Genomic DNA, 17,809 nt, shown 5'->3' with positions numbered 1-17,809 from the left:
CTTCTTACCGCACCTAAGCACCGTGTCTGTTTCGTTTTGGCGACAGTCTGTTTTTTTCCATTCGTCGCGTGCAAAGCGTTCGGCTATTCTCTCCCGGCAGTTTTAAATTATCGTTCGCGTGGAGAAATGATGAAAAAAATCGCTTTGTCGACCCTCTCGCTCGCGTTGCTGGCTGCCGCTGGTGCAGCGCACGCGCAAAGCAGCGTCACGCTGTACGGTGTCATCGACAACTCGCTGACGTACGTGCACAACGCAGATGGCAACAAGAATTTGTGGGCGCTCGGTAACGCGAGCGGCGGTGACCTGTCCGGCACGCGCTGGGGCCTGAAGGGTCAAGAAGACCTCGGCGGCGGCCTTGCTGCGATCTTCCAATTGGAAAACGGCTTCGATCCGAGCAAAGGCACGCTGGGCCAGAGCGGCCGTGAGTTCGGCCGTCAGGCGTTCGTCGGCTTGCAAAGCAACCAATGGGGTACGCTGACGCTCGGCCGTCAATACGACCCGGTCGTCGACCAAGTGCAAGGCATCACGGCCGACAACTACTTCGGCAGCGTGTTCGCGACGGCAGGCGACGTCGACAACTACGACAACAGCTCGCGCACGGACAAGGCCATCAAGTACACGTCGGTGAACTACGCCGGTTTCCAGTTCGAAGGCATGTACGCGTTCGGCGGCATCGCCGGCCAGACGGGCAGCGGTCAAACGTGGTCGCTCGCGGCGTCCTACAACAACGGCCCGATCGGCGTGGCTGCCGGCTACTTCTATGCCAACAATTCGAACAGCGGCAACCTCAACAACGCCGGTAACCAGCGTGTGACTTGGGGTGCGTCGGCCACGTCGGGCGGCACGTTCGACAGCAACATCAACCTGGGTTACGCATCGGCCAAGTCGATCGGCATCGCGCGCGTAGCGGCGCAGTACGTCATCGGCCCCTTCACGGCCGGTCTCGGCTACAGCAACGCGCAATACAAGCCGGACGGCTTCTCGACGTTCGGCTCGACCGAGAAGTACAACACGGGCCAAGGCTTCGTTAACTACCAAGTCATGCCGCCTCTGCTGGTGGGCCTCGGCTACAGCTACACGAAGTCGAGCGGCGATACGTCGGCGACGTACCACCAGGTCTCGCTGGGTGCGGACTACTCGCTGTCCAAACGCACGGACGTGTACTTGGTCGGCGCGTACCAGCACGCGAGCGGCAACACGAGCAACGGCTCCGGCGGCTTGACGCCGGCCCAAGCTTCGATTGGCTCGTACGGCTACAACGGCACGAACTCGCAAGAGCTCGTAGCCCTGGGCCTGCGTCACAAGTTCTGATCGCCGACGCAAACCGGCTAGCCAGCGATTAGAGCGAAAGCTCGCTATCGCGCGCTGTATCGAAAGCCAGCTGAAGGGCAACCTTCAGCTGGCTTTTTTTCATGGTGGGCAAGGCACGTCACTTGAGTTGCCGGCACTTGGCATACGCGCTCCTCATGCCATTCGAAAGCGACTGAAAACAATTAGAAAGCGATATGCCTCCGAACATTCATATGAAGATGATCCAATGCGCCGTTCTTCCGACAACAATCAATCGTTGGCGTCGGCGCCGTGGAATCGGTATTTGCTCGAGAAGCGCATATATAGATAGGCTCGACCCGGCGCCGCAGCAACGACAAAACAGGAGCGTGTCCTCATGTTTCGCCGTCAGGTTGGCCCCATCATGCTGGCCGTCGCATCGTTCGCCACACTCGTGGCATGCGGCAGCTCGAACAATTCCACGCCGGCATCGTCTTCGTCCTCGACGACGAGCGTGCAAGATGCTCTCGCCACGACCACGCCGATCAAGCACCTCGTCGTGATCTATGACGAGAACGTCTCGTTCGACCACTACTTCGGCACCTATCCGAACGCGACGAACCCGGCGGGCGAACCGGCGTTCACGGTGGCCGCCAATACGCCGGCCGTCAACGGCCTCACGACGGCGCTGCTGACGAACAACGGCAACGCGACGAATGCGCTGAACGGCGCGGGCGCGTCGAACCCGTTCCGCCTCGACCGCTCGCAAGCGGCCACGAAGAGCCAGAACCACGCCTACACGGCCGAGCAGCAAGCCTATGACAACGGTCTGGCCGACCTCTTTCCGAAGTACACGGGCCGCGGCACGAGCGGTGGCGCCGGCGCATTCGGCACGAACGGCCAGGTGATGGGCTACTACGACGGCAATACCGTCACTGCGCTGTGGAACTACGCGCAGAACTTCGCGATGAGCGACAACGCGTACACGTCGACGTACGGTCCCTCGACGCCGGGCGCGCTCGAAGTGATCTCGGGCCAGACGAACGGTATGCAGGTCGTCAAATCGAGCACGCAGCCTTCGGTGGCGGGTTCGTACTACGTGAACGACGGCCAAGGCGGCTTGACGATGATCAACGACGTCGACCCTGGCTACGACGTGTGCTCGAGCACGACCGACCAGGCGATGATGACGGGCAAGAACATCGGCGACCTGCTCAACGCGCAGAACATCACGTGGGGCGGCTTCATGGGCGGCTTCAACCTGCAGACGACGAACGCGAACGGCACGACCAACTGCGCGCGCAGCACGACGTCGGCAGTCGTCGGCGGCAGCGCGACGGCCGACTACATCCCGCACCACAACTGGTTCCAGTACTACGCGTCGACGTCGAACCCGCAGCACTCGCGCCCGAGCGCGGCTGCCGCGATCGGCTACTCGCTCCAGGCTGACGGCAAGACCGCCGATCCGGCCAACCACCAGTACGACACCGATGACTTCTTCGCCGCCGTGAAGGCCGGCAACTTCCCGTCGGTGAGCTTCCTGAAGGCGCCCGCGTATCAGGACTCCCATGCTGGCTACTCCGATCCGCTCGACGAGCAGGCATTCGTGACCAAGGTCATCAACTTCCTGCAGCAGCAACCCGACTGGGCCAACACGGCGGTCATCGTCGCCTATGACGATTCGGACGGCTGGTACGACCACGCCTATGCGACGCCGACTTCCACCTCGTTCGACAACGTCGCCGACCAGCTCAACGCGCCGGGCCAGTGCGGTTCGACGGGCACGCCGGCTCCGAACGGCGTGAACGGCAAGCCCGTCAACGGCCGCTGCGGTCCTGGCACGCGCGTGCCGTTCCTCGTGATCTCGCCGTGGGCGAAGAAGAACTACGTCGACCACACGCTGATCAACCAGGCCTCGGTGACGCGCTTCATCGAAGACAACTGGCTCGGTGGTGCACGTCTTGGCGGCGGTTCGTTCGACGCGACGGCTGGCGACATCCGCAGCATGTTCAACTTCGGCGGCAGCGCTGTGACGACCCCGCTGTATCTCGACCCGACGACGGGCACGCAGGTCTCGACGGCACCGCAAAGCTGATTCAGCTCGACTGCACCGGTACTGCACGCCTTCGGGCGTGCCAGTCCCGACACGCCACAGCCTGGCAACAGGCTGTGGCTTTTCCGTTAACGATTCGACTTCGCTTTTCCCGACGAACGCAATGCAACAGCACGATCCTGCCTTGTCCGCTGCTTCCGCCGATACTGCCCGGCCCGCCACGCGCCGACGTCTGCGCGTCCGCACCCTCGCCGCACTCGTCGTCGCTGCGGCTGCCGGCTACTGCGCGTGGGCGCTCGCCTATCCGCAACACACACCGCGCCCGATCGGCGAATTCGTCGAGCAACTGACGGGCGCCAATGCGCACCCCGTGCATCTGCAGCGCCCGGCCACCGCGCCGCTGAGCGCGATGGCGCAGCTCGGCAAGCGCATCTACTTCGATCAGAGCCTCTCGGCATCAGGCCGCATGTCGTGCGCATCGTGTCACAGCGCCGAGCATGCCTATGGCCCAGCCAATCCGCTGCCCGTGCAGTTCGGAGGACCGTCGCTAACGTTGCAGGGCGATCGGCCGCCCCCGTCGCTGATGTATCTGTACCGGCAACCGAATTTCGGCATCGGCCCCGATCAGGCCGACGCCGACGAGCCCGTCAATCAAGCGCAAGTGGCCCAGCAGGTCGCCGCGGCCGGCACCACGCGCGCCCAGAAAACCGCGGGCGCGGCGCCGGCCGCACCGGAGATGGTCCCGCAAGGCGGACTCTTCTGGGACGGTCGCGTCGATACGTTGCAAGACCAGGCGCTCGGTCCGTTGCTCAATCCCGTCGAAATGGCCAATACGAGCGTCGACGAAGTCACGGAGAAGTTCAGCCGCAGCGCGTACCGCGACGTGTTCATTCAGCTGTTCGGCCCCGACATCTTCAAGAACCCGCGCCTCGCGCTCTCGGAAGCGATGTTCGCGGTCGCGCGCTTTCAAGTCGAAGACCCGTCGTTCCATCCGTATTCGAGCAAGTACGACTACTGGCTCGAGGGACGCGCGCGACTGACGCAAGCGGAGTTGCGCGGCCTGCGGCTCTTCAACGATCCGCACAAGGCCAACTGCGCGGGGTGCCATCTGTCGAAGCCGGGCAAGGACGGCCTGCCGCCGATGTTCACCGATTACCAGTACGAATCATTGGGCGTGCCGCGCAACCCGCAGCTCGCCGTAAATCGCGACGCGAACTACTACGACATGGGTCTGTGCGGCCCGCATCGCACCGATCTGGCAACGCAGACGCAATACTGCGGCATGTTCCTCACGCCGACGTTGCGTAACTCGGCCACGCGTAAAACGTTCTTCCACAACGGCGTTTATCGTTCGCTCGATCAGGTGATGGCGTTCTACAACCTGCGCGACATCGAGCCGGGCAAGATCTATCCGCACGATGCGCAAGGTCACGTCGAGCAATACGATGACTTGCCCGCCAAGTACCGGGCCAACATCGACAAGACCGATGCGCCGTTCGATCGCAAGCTCGGCGATGCCCCCTCGATGACGCAGGCCGACATCGAAGACATCATCGCGTTCCTGAAAACCCTCACCGATGGCTATCGTCCCGACGACCGGACGCAGTCGTCGCAGCAGCAGTAGCGATCGTAGTCACCGCTGCGAAGCAGGCGCGCACACCCGGCGCGCGCCGAAAAAAAATCCCCGCGAGGCATCCGACCTCGCGGGGATTTTTATTTGAAGCCTTGAAAGCTTTGCAGCAAGCGCATTACGCGCTAGCGGCGTCCTTCAGCTTCTTCAGTGCACGTGCCTTGATGCGCACCGATGCCGGCTTGGCCGGGAACCAGCGCTCTTCACCCGTGAACGGATCCTTGCCGAAGCGCTTCTTCTTCGCCGGAACGGCTTGGACGACGATCTTCAAGAGACCCGACAGCGTGAACTCGCCTGCACCCTTCTTGTGGACCGAGCCGAGAATCGTGTCCTCGAGCGCAGCCAGCACGGCTTTGACGGACTTCGGCTCAACTGCGGCACGCTCCGCGAGGTGGGCAGCCAGCGAGGCCTTCGTGAAGGTGTCCTTGATCGGCGTCGGAGCGCCGGACGCCTTCACGGCGACCTTCTTAGCCGCGACCTTCTTTGCGGGCACTTTCTTAGCAGCAGCAGCTTTCTTCGCCGGTGCGGCTGCCTTTTTCGCAACCTTCTTTGCGGAAGTCGACATGTTTCTCCTACCTGTTGGTCGTTGAACGCACGAAGCCTGCGCCATGCGCGCTGCTTCAACGCCGGATTCTACAAGCGCTGCGCCGCTTCATGCATTAGTTTTCGTGTGCGCAGGCACCTTAAAGGCAGGAAATGTTGCGTTCGGCAGACTGTCTGCGGTGACAGCCCCCGCCTTCAATGCAAAACCTCTTGTTGAAGGCGGGGTAAAACATAGCGGTGAGACAGGTCTCGCCAGCAAGGCGAGACCTCGTTCAAGCGGCGCCGAAGGCCGGATCGCTCATGCTGCTACGGCCCGTTTCGACGTGGCCTGCCAGCGTTCTTTCGAACGACGCGTCGGTATCGACGGTCACACGCAAGTCGTACCAGCTATGGAATGCGCGCAAATCGAGGTACAGGTCCGCACTTTCGCCGCCGACCACGCGTTGCTTCGTAGTGCTGCCGTCGTATGCGTTGTACACCGAGAATTCGCAGGCCGCCGTGCCCAAGTTCTTCAGGCGCAACGCGATGTTGCCGTTCGCGACGTCGTAGGCCTCGGCCACGTCGGGCAGCGCCGTGCTTGTCTCCGTCTGCCACCAGTGATGGTGGTGATGCTGCGACGGCGTCGTCGCGCGGCCTTTGACGCCGCGCACAAATCCGTTGGGTCCATGCACGTCGAAGGCATACGTGTTGTCGGCATTGAGCGGCAACGTATCGACCAGGCTCCTCTTTGCTTCGACCGTATAGGCGCGCGGCACATCGCCGGCGCCGGTCTTGTAGACGAGAAATGCTGCACCCGCGTCACCACGGTTGGCGAACTCGATTTGCAGCTGGCCCGCGCTCGCGTTGGCGTGCGTCCGCAGGAACAGCTCATACGGCAGCGCGCGCGCAAGCCGCACGCCGGGCTCTTGCGTCGGCATCGACGGCAGCAGCGGCGGCAGGGGAATGTAGTCGGGGTGCCGATTGCGATCGGGTGGCGCGTAACCGGCGGTGCTGGGCAGCGTCGGAAAGGCCGCATTGGGGTTTCGGAAATCGAACGCGCGTGTCAGATCGCCGCAGACGGTGCGGCGCCACGGCGTGATATTCGACGTGCCCAGGTTGCCGTTCTGGCCGAAACGCTTTTCGATGAAGCGGATGATCGACGTATGGTCGAACGTCTCCGAACAGACCCATCCCCCCTTGGACCACGGCGAGACGACCAGCATCGGCACACGCGGCCCGAGGCCGTACGGCCCGGCCTGATTCGCGCCGGCGCCGCCAAAATACTCGTTGCTCGTATCGACGGTGGAGCTGCCCGAATCCGTCGACCATGGCGCGAACGGCGGCACGACGTGATCGAAGAAGCCGTCGTTCTCGTCGTAGGTGATCAGCAGAACCGTCTTGCTCCACACCTCGGGGTTCGACGTGAGCACTTGCAGCACCTGGTCGACATACCACGCGCCGTAGTTGGCCGGCCAGTTCGGGTGCTCCGTATACGCTTCGGGCGCGACGATCCACGACACCTGCGGCAGGCTGTTGTTCTGCACGTCGGCCTTGAGCTGATCGAAGTAATCGCCGCCGGCTGCGACGTTGGTGCCCGTGCGCGCATTGTCGTACAGCGGATCGCCGGGCTGGGCGTTGCGATACTGATTGAAGTACAGCAGCGAATTGTCGCCGTAGTTGCCGATGTAGGCATCCTGCGTCCAGCCCCAAGCGCCCTTCGCATCGAGACCGTTGCCCACGTCTTGGTAGATCTTCCACGAGATGCCCGCCGCTTGCAGCACCTCGGGATACGTTGACCACGAATAGCCGGCTTCGGCATTGTCGATGACGGGGCCACCGCCGCTGCCGTCGTTGCCGACCCAGCCCGTCCACATGTAGTAGCGGTTCGGGTCGGTCGGCATCATGCCCGAGCAGTGATAGGCGTCGCAGATGGTGAACGCATCGGCCAGCTGATAGTGGAACGGGATGTCCTCGCGCGTGAGGTGCGCCATCGTCGTGAGGCCCTTCGCATAGACCCATTTGTCGTAACGACCGCCATTCCAGGCGGTGTGCGTCGTCGCCCAATCGTGGGGCAGGTCTTGAACGAACTGCATGCCGAGGTCGGGAGCCGTCGGCCGGAACGGCAGCACGTAGCCAAGGCCCGCGATCAGCGGCTGGTACCACACGGGCTTGCCGTTCGGCAACGTGACCGTGCGCTTGTCGCCGTAGCCGCGCACGCCACGCAGCGTCCCGAAGTAATGATCGAACGAGCGGTTCTCCTGCATCAGGATCACGATGTGCTCGACGTCGTTGATGCTGCGAGTCGCATTGTGCGCGGGGATGGCGAGCGCATTGCGAATGCCGGCGGGCAGTGCGCCCATCGCGGCGGCGGCGCCTGCTGCTTGAGCAGCGGCGCGCAGGAAGTCACGGCGGCTTGTCGAAGTCATATTCGATTCGGGTTCGAGGAAGGAAGGAGAACGACGGCATCGCACGCTACTCGACTCACGCAGCGCACGCACGATGCACATCGGCGAGGTGAAACAAATGCAAATGCAACAAACGAACGCGGACTGCCAACCTACTGCGCCGTCACGCATGCCGCGCGGCGAACGCGGCCCATGCCGGGTTCAGTCGACCGTATGCATGACAGGCGGCAACAACCCGCCAGAGGCGGGCACATCGATGGGAGGGGGGGCTGCCCCGAAACGTTGGGCGAGCGGGGCTTGATTCGGCGTCGACCCATGCGCATTGACATCAGTCGTACCGCCTGCGCGGATGCTCGTGCCTGTGCCCGAGCCTGGCAGCATCGGCACATGATCGGCCTCGCGCGTGAGGCCCGGATCGTTGGCATCGGCATGTCCGTCGCCGCACGCAGTGATGACTGCGCAGGCGAGCGATGCCACGCCAACGCGAAGCGCGCGCGCGACCCACGCGCGTCTGCGATGCGAGGCACCCGCGGATCGGAATGTGATCGGCACATCTCCTCCTTGTCGATTCGTCCTGCCGGCGCGGTATGCGTCGATCGCCCATGCGCCGGCCGAATGGCGCTCAAGCATAAGAACGAATCGTGTCTTATTGATGAAGACGTTATGAACCAAACTCGTGCATGCGGCAAGCACGGGCCGGCACATTAGAGAGGGAGAGGGAGAGGGAGAGGGAGAGGGAACGTGCAGCATGCGAACCGCGCGCAAGCGCAGCACAGAACGGTTCGCATGTGAAGCGAGAGGCGCCGTTGCGCAAGCGTCAGGCGACGCGGACCACAAGGCCCGCATCGCCGGCCCGCCTGCTAGGCGAGATGGGTCACGCAGTCGCGCAGATACGAATCGAACGCGCTGCCGATCTCCGGGTGGCGCAACGCAAACTCGACCGTGGCCTTCAGATAGCCGAGCTTGCTGCCGCAGTCGAAACGCGTGCCGTAGTAGCGATAGGCGAGCACCTGTTCCTCGGAGAGCAGCGAGTGCAACGCGTCAGTCAGTTGCAGCTCGCCCAGCGCGGCCGGCTCGAGCTTGCGCAGATGCGAGAAGATGCTCGGCATCAGCACGTAGCGTCCAACCACGCCGAGGTTCGACGGCGCGTCTTCGGGCGTCGGCTTCTCGACGATGCCCGAGAGCTTGAAGATGTCCTCTTCCCACTCGCGCCCCTCGACGATGCCGTACGAGCGGCTGTCCTCACGCGCGATCGCTTCGACGCCAACGATCGAGCTGTGATAGTGGTTGAACACATCGATCATCTGCTTCATGACTGGCTCCTCGCCATGCAGCAAATCGTCCGCGAGGATCACGGCGAACGGATGGTCCGCCACGAGCTTCTCCGCGCACAGCACCGCATGGCCCAGACCACGCGCCGCCGGCTGCCGCACATAGAAGCAATCGACATGGCTCGGCTTGATGCCGCGCACGAGCTCGAGCAGCTTGTCCTTGCCACGCGCTTCGAGTTCGGCCTCGATCTCGTACGAGGTGTCGAAGTGATCTTCGATCGCGCGTTTGCTGCGACCCGTCACGAAGATGAGCTCCGTGATGCCCGCTTCGATCGCCTCTTCCACCGCATATTGAATGAGGGGCTTGTCGACAACGGGCAACATCTCCTTCGGACTTGCCTTGGTAGCCGGGAGGAACCGTGTACCCAACCCTGCCACCGGGAACACCGCTTTGGTGACTTTCAACATCGTTCGTCCCCTACTTGGGAAATTGTTATTCGAAGACTGACTCAATCGTCAAAAGCACTTATTGAAAGCGCTCCGCCCCCTGATCGGCATCGCGCACATTCGGACGGTCGCCATGCATCATCCTCGCGCTCGCGGAACGCTCACGATCGAGCGCGTCCCGATAGGCCGATACGGCTACGAGAATCAACAGCACCACGACTCCGGCAATCCAATGCAAGTCCATCGCGTGACTCCGTTAGCGACCTGTCGTCGAAGCAAGCTAACATGAAAAAACCAGTCAATAATCCTCGCTACCGACAAGCAGATTTTTTGCGCAAGCTCGCCATGCAAAGGCGTTCGCCGCTCGTCATCGCTTAGCCTGGGTTCCCGCTTTTCCCCGATTTTTTTCGCCGTAGGATGACCTGCGGCATCGCGCGCGACGCGTGATGCCGACCTCGTTCACTCCGCACGGAATCAGGATTCCCCATGAGCGATTCGCCAGCGCTGCCCGTGGCAAGCACACCGCATGCCGCCACCTCGATCGACGCACGCGGGGCCACGGCGACAGCGGGCGGCAAGGACACCGTCATCGACGCGATGCGCGGTTTCGCCGCGTTGCTCGTCGCCTACTTCCATGGCCGACAAGTCGCCTGGGTCGGCATGCAACGCTTTCACCACGTGGTCGGCATGTCGTTCGATCCAAGCGTCATCGTCGGGTATCTGACGCTACCGATCGTCTGGGGTTCTATCGGCGTGCCGATTTTCTTCGTCATCAGCGGCTACTGCATTCACCGCAACGGCGCACTGCGGCTCGCCCACGATGCCAACTTTCGGCTCGATGCGCGCCTGTTCTGGGCACGCCGCTTTGCGCGGATCTACCCCGTCCTGTTCGGGGCGCTGTTGCTCACGCTCGTGCTCGACTCGGTGAGCCTGCACCTACCTCCAGTCAGCCACAAGATTCGCGAGATCGGCTGGCACGCGTTTCTCGTCAACCTGTTCTCGTTGCAAGGCGTCGCCGGCTATACATACGGCTCGAACGGCGCACTATGGACCCTCTCGCTCGAAGTGCAGTTCTATGCTGTCTATCCGCTGCTGTTCGCCGTACGCAAGCGCTTCGGCATGCACGCGGTGCTCGCCGGCATCACCGTCATCAATGTCGTCTCCGCATTCGTGCTCGAACGCCATGACATCCAGTTCTTCACCTCATACTGGCTGTCGTGGACGATCGGGGCCTACATCGCGGAGCTGCGAGCCGATCCCGCGTCGTTCGAGCTCGATGCGCGACGCATGCGTACCTGGCGCATCGCGGCCGCACTGCTGATCGCCCTCGGCTGCGCCGCGTTCGCTCGCAGCCAGTACGGTCAGTACGCCGCGTTCCAGCTGTGGGCACTCGGATTCACGTGCTATTTGCGCACGGCCTTGCCGTACGAACAGAAAGAACGGGAAGCGCACGCGCACCACCACACCGCAACCCGTCTGCTCGCGCGCTGCGGCGCGTTCAGCTACTCGCTGTACCTCATCCACCTGCCGCTCTTCGTCTGCCTGCAATCCTTGTTTTTCCGCACGACGTTGCAGGTATCGATCTGGCCGTCGCTCGCGTTCATGTCGGGGGCGGTCGTCGCGGCCTATCTGTTCTATCGTTGTGTCGAGCTACCCGCGATGCGGTGGTCGGCCAGCATGAAGGCGCGCCGACCGGCCGTGACACGCGCGGCCGCGTGATGCACGGCGTAGGTCACACGACGTGTCGATAGAGGTCGATCGACACGTCCAGGCGTGCGCTTCTCAGCGCGTCACACGCTCGGCCGCTTGCGCCAGGATGCGCTTGACGCCGTCCACATATGTGCTCGTACCAAACCGTCGCCGGGCAATCTCGTAGCCATTCTCGACCAGACGCTCGCGCAAGATCGTGTCGTGTTTCAAGCGGCCGATCGCATCGGCCAGCGCCTTGACGTTGCCGGGTTCGCACAGCAACCCGTTGACACCGTCGTCGAGGATTTCGATCACGCCGCCCGCGCGTGCCGCAATGACGGGCCGCTTGGCGAGCATGCCCTCGACGATCACGCGGCCGAACGGTTCCGGTGCGATCGAGGTATGCACGATCGCATCCATCGCGCGCATGCAGGCCGCGACGTCGTCGCGAAAGCCGAGGAAATGCACGCGACCCTCGATGCCGTGCGTACGCGCGAACATCCTCAGGCGAGCCTCGTAGGCATGCTCGCCGAAGAGCGGCGCGCCCACGAGCACGACGTGCAGCTGCGGATCACGTAACGCCGCTTCGAGCAGCACATGCTGCCCCTTCCAATGCGCGAGCCGGCTGAAGGAGCCAACCACGAACGCTTCGGCAGGCAGTTTCAAGCGTTCACGCAACGAGGCCGGCGAAATGTGGTCCAGCAGACGGAACGGCGCTTCGGAGATGCCGTTGAAGACGACTTCGACAGGCGTGCGCGGCGAGCGCACAAGATCGGCAAACGCGCGCGCCGAGGCGCCCGAGTTCGCGATCACGCGATCGAGCCCGAGCTTGCCGCACCATTTGATGGCCTTGCGCTGAAAACGGCCGAAGTGTTCGTCGCTGACGATGTCTCGCAAGTGCCAGACGACGGGCCGCCGCGCAATAGCGCCTGCGAGCGCGCCAATCACCATCGCGCGCTGCGTGTTCGCATAGATGACGTCGACGTGGCGCGCGCGTCGGGCCGTCTCGCGCACGAGCGACATGACGCCCTTGAGCGTACGGAGCTTGGGCCGGCCCGATTGCTTCGAAATGCCGTGCAGCGCCGGCGCGTCGAGCACGTCGACGTTCACACCAGCCTCTTCGAGCGCGATGCGGAACGGACCGTCGTCGAACAGCAGCACATCGATCGATTCCTTCATGTGGCGCGCGATCTCGAGCAGCGACAGCTCGGCACCGCCGAGCACGCCGCTCTGGTCGAGTGCGAGCACTTTCAAGCCCGTCCCCGCCGCGGCAAGCGGCACATCGGTGCCGGCCTCGTCTTCCTCGAGACCGCCCTGCTCGGCACCGTTGACGATGTGTGCCGACGCCCCCGGCAACACGCGTTCGACATAGGCGACGAAACGCTCGCGAAAGTGTGCGTTCGAGAATCGCTCCGCATTCGAACGGCAATCGCGCGCCGAGAAACGACTCGCTTGCTGCTCGAACTCATGCACGGCCGTGACGATGGACGACGCCGTCTGCTCGGGAAAAAACAGTCCGGTCGGGCGTGGCTGCGACAAATCGCGTACGGTCTCCAATGCGCCCCCCTTGCCGAACGCGATCACGGGGGTGCCGCAGGCCTGAGCTTCGAGCGGCGCGATGCCGAAGTCCTCCTCGGCGGCAAAGACAAACGCCTTGGCTCGGCGCATATGCTCATGCAGGACGGCGAACGGCTGATAGCCGAGGACTTGCACGTTGCCCGTGGCCTTGGCTCGCACGACGTCCATCTGCGGCCCATCGCCGATCACGACTAGCTTCTTCTCGGGCATGCGCGAGAATGCCTCGACGATGAGCTCGACTTTCTTGTACGGCACCATGCGCGAGGCGGTCAGATAGAAATCGTCCTTGTGCTCTTGAAGCGAGAACGCGTCGACGTCGACCGGCGGAGAGATGACCTGCGCATCGCGCTGATAGACCTTCTTGATACGCCGCGCGATGAATTGCGAGTTCGAGATGAAATGGTCGACCGAATTCGCAGTGCGGATGTCCCAGTTGCGGATGTAGTGCAGCACGAGCCGTGCGAAGATCGAACGCAGGCCATGCGTGAGGTTCGACTGCGCGAGATACTGATGCTGCAAGTCCCACGCGTAGCGGATCGGCGAATGCACGTAGCTCACGTGCACTTGATCGGGACCGGTCAGCACGCCCTTGGCCACCGCATGGCTGCTCGAAATCACGAGATCGTAGCCGCTCAGATCGAGTTGCTCGATCGCCAGCGGCATCAGCGGCAGATACGTGCGATAGCGTGTGCGAGCAAACGGCAAATTCTGAATGAACGAGGTCGTCGCCCGCTTGCCGCGCAGGAACGTACGGTCCTCGACGAAGTCGACGACGCTGAACAGGTCCGCGTCGGGAAAGCAATCGATGATCTGCTCGAGCACCCGTTCGGCGCCGGCGTAGGTGACGAGCCAATCATGCACGATCGCAACACGCGGGGTGCGTGCGACCTTGCCAGGCGGCGCCGGCCGCCACGTTTCGATGGCGTGAACGAGCGTCGCCGGGTCGGCGGCGGCGAAGGTTTCGGGGCTCATGCACTTCTCCTGGCATTGACACGCAATAGCAGCGCACGGCCGATGCCGCGCAGGGCAGGCGAGGTCGTCATCGACCAGCCGACGTTGGCACACACGAGCATGACGGCAAGCGAAGCGAGCGCCGTCAGGCTCGTCACCTCCCGCGCCAAGTACAACGCAGCGACGAGGAACGCGAGGTGCGCGAGCATGTCGAGCACGATCGGCCGCGCACGAATCGCCGAGAGATAAAGGAGCACACCGTAGTCGAGCAGCGCACGCGACACGACGACCACGGCTGCGCCGATCAGCCCGAAGTGCCAGATGCCGAGCATCAGCATGCCGGCGAAGAACGGCAGCTCGATGAGGCCGATCCACGCCGCGCGCGCCGGATCGACCTGCGACTGGATCAGAAGCCGCGTTACGCCGGCTTGCCCGACGAGCCACACGCTCACGATCAGCACCCGCCCGACGGCGGTCGATGCCTCGGCCAGCGAAGGTCCGACCCATACCTTCAGAAACGGCCCGAGCGCGAACGCGGCGACGATGGCGATCGGCGTGAACACGCCGTTCAGAAACTCGAGCGCTTGCCGCACGAGTACATCGGCTGAATCGCGCTCGATCGCCGACAGCCGAGGAAACAACGTGCGAAACAGCGCATTGGGCAGCATATTCAAGCGCGTGACGAGATTCTGCGGCACCGTGTAGTACGTGACGTAGCGCGCGCCTAGACCGGCCCCCAGCAGCACGCGATCGAGCGTGTCGCCGATCATCGCGGTCATGCTCGCCACCAGCATCCAGCCACCGAAGCGAAACAACCCCTTCATGACGTGGCGCCGCGGCATGCGTATGCGGTCGATGCCGAGCACGCGCATGCTCGCGCGTGCCAGCAGCAGCGCCGCGATGCCGCGCGCGAGCACGGCCGCGGCCAGCACGTTGGGCAGCGTCGGCGCGATGAACCAGGCCGCGCCCAGCGGCAGCAATTGAAACAGGAACGTGCCGAAGGTCTGGTTCGCGTTGTAGACACCGAAGCGTTCGGCTCCGTTGATCGCGCCTGAAAACACCCACGATACGTTGGCGATCGGAATCGCGGCTGCGAGCCACGGCAGCGCCTGGAAGATCTCATGCTGCAAATCGACGGTCATCTTCGTGAAGAAGGCCGTATAGAAGTACGCGCCGAAATAAATGACGAGCCCACCGGCCACGCCCGTGGCGAGATTGAGCCAGAACGCGCTCCAGAACACCTGCGCGCTTTCCTCCGCATCGCCTAGCGCGCGCGCCTTCGAGATGTGGTTCTGCGCGGCCATGCTCATGCCGAGATCGAGGACACCGAAGTAGCCGATCAGCGTCCAGACGAGGCTCACGACCCCATAGCGCTCGACGCCGAGCAGCTTGATGTAGGAGGGCACGGTGACCAGCGAGACGAACGTCGGCAGGATCAACCCGATGAAGTTGATCGCGACGTTCCTGAGCATGCCTTTGTCCATCGAGTGCCTTGTCGTTATTCCCGTGACCGGTCGGGTAATGTGCGTGTGACGCTACTGCTTCGGTCCGTTTTGGCGCTTGCTTCCGTATTCGAATCGGCGCGCATAGGCGGCAACCTCGACGGCGGCCGCGCGCAATCAGTCGAATCGCGACCCCTAAGCCTACGGGCAAAGTATTGCGCTGAAAGCCGCAAAAAATTGCAAAAAAATGCTCGGCACGTGCCACAAATCGGTGCACGTTCCGATGCGGCGTGGCTAGTCTCGCTTCAGCGACTTTTTGCGCGATTTCTTCTTCCTAGAATGGATCCGTCTTTTTTGCATCGTCGGCCGTCGCGTCGGCGCGTAGACAACGAGGATCTATGTACCGACCGATAGAAGCATCGTCCGCAAGAGGTCAGCGGCCGCGCGCCCATGAACGCATCGTCCAGCTGGACGGCGTGCGGGCCGTCGCCGTGCTGGCCGTATTCCTGAACCACGCGTTCGGCGTATCGCTATGGATGGGCGTCGATTTATTTTTTGTGCTCAGCGGATTTCTGATCACGGGCATTTTGCTCGATCGAAAAAATCGCCGGCAATCGTATTTCGGCTATTTCTATGCGCGGCGGGCGCGCCGCATTCTGCCGCCTTACGTGATTCTGCTCGTGCTGTCTTCGCTGTTGTTCGGGCTCGGCTGGATCAATCATTGGTGGTGGTACGCCTTGTTCGCGACCAACATCGGCCAGGCGCTCGGCGAAACGGGCAACCCCGGCTTCGGCGTGCTGTGGTCGCTCGCCGTGGAAGAGCAGTTCTACCTCGTGTGGCCGCTGATCGTCTGCTTCGCCTCCGAACGCGCGCTCGGCGTCGTGGCGGCAGCCGGCATCGTGCTGGCCCCGATCCTGCGCTACGTCGCTACGCCGCTGTTCGACTCATTCTGGCCGATCTACTTTCTGACACCGTTCCGCATGGACTTGCTGTGCGCGGGCGCGCTGATCGCCGTGCTCATGCGTCGCGATGCCGACCTGCCCGAGCGCTGCGCCCTCGCGGCCTGGGTCTGCCTCGCTGCATCCCTGGGCACGCTACTGTGGCTGCATTTTCATTTTCCGAACCTGCGCGATTCCAATCGCCCATTGTCGAACGCGTGCCTCTACAGCCTCACGCTCGTGATGTCGACGGCCGTCGTGATGCTCGCGCTGCGCCGCCGCGGCATCGTCACGCGCGTGCTCTCGAACCCGGTGCTCGTCTACCTCGGCACGATCAGCTACACGCTCTATCTCGTGCACGACACCTTCATCGCGTTCATCTGGCAATTCCAGTTCGGACACCATGTCCGCGCGCTCATCGCCTTTGCGGTCACGCTCGCGTTCGCGACGATCAGTTGGTTCGCCCTCGAAAAAAGGCTGACGCGTGGCGGTACGCCTCGACCGCGGCAATCGATCGCGCTGGCCCGCGATTGACGAACCACTCATTACACACGGAAGAAGGGAACACGCATGAACCGCACGAACCCCGAACGCAAAGCGATCGTCACGGGTGTCACCGGCCAGGACGGTGCCTACCTCGTGCAATTGCTGCTCGATAAAGGCTATGCCGTCTTCGGCACGTACCGGCGCACGAGCTCGGTCAACTTCTGGCGCCTGGCCGAGCTCGGCATCGAACGCCATCCGAATCTCACGCTCGTCGAGCACGACCTGACCGATCTCGGCTCAACGCTGCGTTTGCTCGAAGCCGCGCAGGCCAGCGAGCTCTACAACCTCGCCGCGCAGAGCTTCGTCGGCGTGTCGTTCGAGCAGCCGACGACGACCGCGAGCGTCACGGGGCTCGGCGCGTTGAATCTGCTTGAAGCGATCCGCGTGATCGATCCGGACATCCGCTATTACCAGGCTTCGACGTCGGAGATGTTCGGTAAGGTGCAGGCGATTCCGCAGACCGAGAGTACGGCGTTCTACCCGCGCAGCCCGTATGGCGTGGCGAAGCTGTTCGCGCACTGGACGACGATCAACTATCGCGAATCGTACGGCCTGTTCGGCAGCTGCGGCATCCTGTTCAATCACGAATCGCCGCTGCGCGGCATCGAGTTCGTCACGCGCAAGATCTCCGACGCGGTGGCGCGCATCAAGCTCGGGAAGCTCGACATACTGGAGCTTGGCAATCTCGACGCCAAGCGCGATTGGGGCTATGCGCGCGAGTACGTCGAGGGGATGTGGCGCATGTTGCAGGTCGACGAGCCCGATACCTATGTGCTCGCGACTCAACGTACCGAGACCGTGCGCGACTTCGTACGCATGGCCTTCGCCGCGGCAGGGTATCAGCTCGAATGGAGCGGCAAGGCCGAGCACGAGCGCGGCATCGATGTCGCGACGGGCAAGGTGCTCGTTCAAGTGAATCCGAAATTCTATCGGCCCGCTGAAGTCGACTTGCTGATCGGCTGCGCCGACAAAGCAAAGGACAAGCTCGGCTGGCAACCGCACACGACGCTCGAAGCGCTCTGCCGCATGATGGTGGAAGCGGACCTCGCGCGTCTTTCAGCCTGAGTA

13 protein-coding genes are annotated in these 17,809 nt (G+C 63.1%); 6 read left to right on the top strand and 7 right to left on the bottom strand.

The annotated features are described in order from the left end of the window. The first annotated feature begins 129 nt into the window (after positions 1-129). The 3 genes from D7S89_RS17460 to D7S89_RS17450 all read left to right on the top strand — a co-directional run bounded on the left by D7S89_RS17460 (position 130) and on the right by D7S89_RS17450 (position 4,946). Positions 130-1,311: a porin gene (locus D7S89_RS17460; RefSeq protein ID WP_121279481.1), complete on the top strand. Its 1,182-nt coding sequence runs from the start codon at positions 130-132 to the stop codon at positions 1,309-1,311. Between the two features lie 355 nt (positions 1,312-1,666). Then, positions 1,667-3,364: a phospholipase C gene (locus tag D7S89_RS17455; protein WP_121279248.1), complete on the top strand. Its 1,698-nt coding sequence runs from the start codon at positions 1,667-1,669 to the stop codon at positions 3,362-3,364. 121 nt (positions 3,365-3,485) lie between these two features. Next, positions 3,486-4,946 (top strand): cytochrome-c peroxidase, encoded by a 1,461-nt coding sequence (locus D7S89_RS17450; RefSeq protein WP_121279246.1) that lies wholly within the window; start codon positions 3,486-3,488, stop codon positions 4,944-4,946. Between the two features lie 124 nt (positions 4,947-5,070). Here the strand turns inward: D7S89_RS17450 and D7S89_RS17445 are convergent, their stop codons facing one another. The 5 genes from D7S89_RS17445 to D7S89_RS27495 form a co-directional block, all read right to left on the bottom strand. Then, a complete protein-coding gene (locus D7S89_RS17445; protein WP_121279244.1) occupies positions 5,071-5,517 on the bottom strand; it encodes an HU family DNA-binding protein in 447 nt (148 codons plus the stop codon). Between the two features lie 250 nt (positions 5,518-5,767). Beyond that, the gene (locus D7S89_RS17435) at positions 5,768-7,900 is read right to left on the bottom strand and encodes a phosphocholine-specific phospholipase C (RefSeq protein ID WP_121279242.1); all 2,133 of its coding nucleotides are present in this window, start codon (positions 7,898-7,900) and stop codon (positions 5,768-5,770) included. A 180-nt stretch (positions 7,901-8,080) separates the two neighbouring features. After that, entirely contained in the window at positions 8,081-8,431 is a 351-nt protein-coding gene (locus D7S89_RS17430; protein ID WP_147426698.1) for a hypothetical protein, read from the bottom strand. A gap of 308 nt (positions 8,432-8,739) precedes the next feature. Next, a complete protein-coding gene (gene galU, locus D7S89_RS17425; RefSeq protein ID WP_121279238.1) occupies positions 8,740-9,618 on the bottom strand; it encodes a UTP--glucose-1-phosphate uridylyltransferase GalU in 879 nt (292 codons plus the stop codon). Between the two features lie 58 nt (positions 9,619-9,676). Beyond that, a complete protein-coding gene (locus D7S89_RS27495; RefSeq protein WP_183085257.1) occupies positions 9,677-9,841 on the bottom strand; it encodes a hypothetical protein in 165 nt (54 codons plus the stop codon). A 242-nt stretch (positions 9,842-10,083) separates the two neighbouring features. On the opposite strand from D7S89_RS27495, the gene D7S89_RS17420 reads away from it, so the two are divergent. Beyond that, positions 10,084-11,316 (top strand): acyltransferase family protein, encoded by a 1,233-nt coding sequence (locus D7S89_RS17420; RefSeq protein ID WP_121279236.1) that lies wholly within the window; start codon positions 10,084-10,086, stop codon positions 11,314-11,316. Between the two features lie 63 nt (positions 11,317-11,379). On the opposite strand, the gene D7S89_RS17415 is transcribed toward D7S89_RS17420, so the two are convergent. Both D7S89_RS17415 and D7S89_RS17410 read right to left on the bottom strand, forming a co-directional pair. Then, the gene (locus D7S89_RS17415; protein WP_121279234.1) at positions 11,380-13,836 is read right to left on the bottom strand and encodes a glycosyltransferase family 4 protein; all 2,457 of its coding nucleotides are present in this window, start codon (positions 13,834-13,836) and stop codon (positions 11,380-11,382) included. Next, positions 13,833-15,299 carry a flippase gene (locus tag D7S89_RS17410; RefSeq protein WP_121279232.1) on the bottom strand — a complete coding sequence of 489 codons (1,467 nt, stop codon included), beginning with the start codon at positions 15,297-15,299 and terminating at the stop codon, positions 13,833-13,835. The genes D7S89_RS17415 and D7S89_RS17410 overlap by 4 nt, the downstream gene beginning before the upstream one ends. Positions 15,300-15,655: 356 nt before the next feature. On the opposite strand from D7S89_RS17410, the gene D7S89_RS17405 reads away from it, so the two are divergent. Together D7S89_RS17405 and gmd are read left to right on the top strand one after the other, a co-directional pair. Beyond that, positions 15,656-16,729 carry an acyltransferase family protein gene (locus D7S89_RS17405; protein ID WP_121279230.1) on the top strand — a complete coding sequence of 358 codons (1,074 nt, stop codon included), beginning with the start codon at positions 15,656-15,658 and terminating at the stop codon, positions 16,727-16,729. A 36-nt stretch (positions 16,730-16,765) separates the two neighbouring features. Next, the gene (gmd, locus tag D7S89_RS17400) at positions 16,766-17,806 is read left to right on the top strand and encodes a GDP-mannose 4,6-dehydratase (protein ID WP_121279228.1); all 1,041 of its coding nucleotides are present in this window, start codon (positions 16,766-16,768) and stop codon (positions 17,804-17,806) included. Positions 17,807-17,809 lie beyond the last annotated feature (3 nt).

The sequence above is a fragment of the Trinickia fusca genome, from assembly GCF_003628145.1.
Taxonomy (GTDB): Bacteria; Pseudomonadota; Gammaproteobacteria; order Burkholderiales; family Burkholderiaceae; genus Trinickia; species Trinickia fusca.
Note: the sequence above shows the minus strand (reverse complement) of the source record. Positions and strands in the feature narration are given on the sequence as shown.

Bases quoted from the DNA above. Each gene is read 5' to 3' on its own strand.
- D7S89_RS17460 (WP_121279481.1), top strand. From the start codon at position 130: ATGAAAAAAATCGCTTTGTCGACCCTCTCGCTCGCGTTGCTGGCTGCC.
- D7S89_RS17455 (WP_121279248.1), top strand. From the start codon at position 1,667: ATGTTTCGCCGTCAGGTTGGCCCCATCATGCTGGCCGTCGCATCGTTC.
- D7S89_RS17450 (WP_121279246.1), top strand. From the start codon at position 3,486: ATGCAACAGCACGATCCTGCCTTGTCCGCTGCTTCCGCCGATACTGCC.
- D7S89_RS17445 (WP_121279244.1), bottom strand. From the start codon at position 5,517: ATGTCGACTTCCGCAAAGAAGGTTGCGAAAAAGGCAGCCGCACCGGCG.
- D7S89_RS17435 (WP_121279242.1), bottom strand. From the start codon at position 7,900: ATGACTTCGACAAGCCGCCGTGACTTCCTGCGCGCCGCTGCTCAAGCA.
- galU (WP_121279238.1), bottom strand. From the start codon at position 9,618: ATGTTGAAAGTCACCAAAGCGGTGTTCCCGGTGGCAGGGTTGGGTACA.
- D7S89_RS27495 (WP_183085257.1), bottom strand. From the start codon at position 9,841: ATGGACTTGCATTGGATTGCCGGAGTCGTGGTGCTGTTGATTCTCGTA.
- D7S89_RS17420 (WP_121279236.1), top strand. From the start codon at position 10,084: ATGAGCGATTCGCCAGCGCTGCCCGTGGCAAGCACACCGCATGCCGCC.
- D7S89_RS17415 (WP_121279234.1), bottom strand. From the start codon at position 13,836: ATGAGCCCCGAAACCTTCGCCGCCGCCGACCCGGCGACGCTCGTTCAC.
- D7S89_RS17410 (WP_121279232.1), bottom strand. From the start codon at position 15,299: ATGGACAAAGGCATGCTCAGGAACGTCGCGATCAACTTCATCGGGTTG.
- D7S89_RS17405 (WP_121279230.1), top strand. From the start codon at position 15,656: ATGTACCGACCGATAGAAGCATCGTCCGCAAGAGGTCAGCGGCCGCGC.
- gmd (WP_121279228.1), top strand. From the start codon at position 16,766: ATGAACCGCACGAACCCCGAACGCAAAGCGATCGTCACGGGTGTCACC.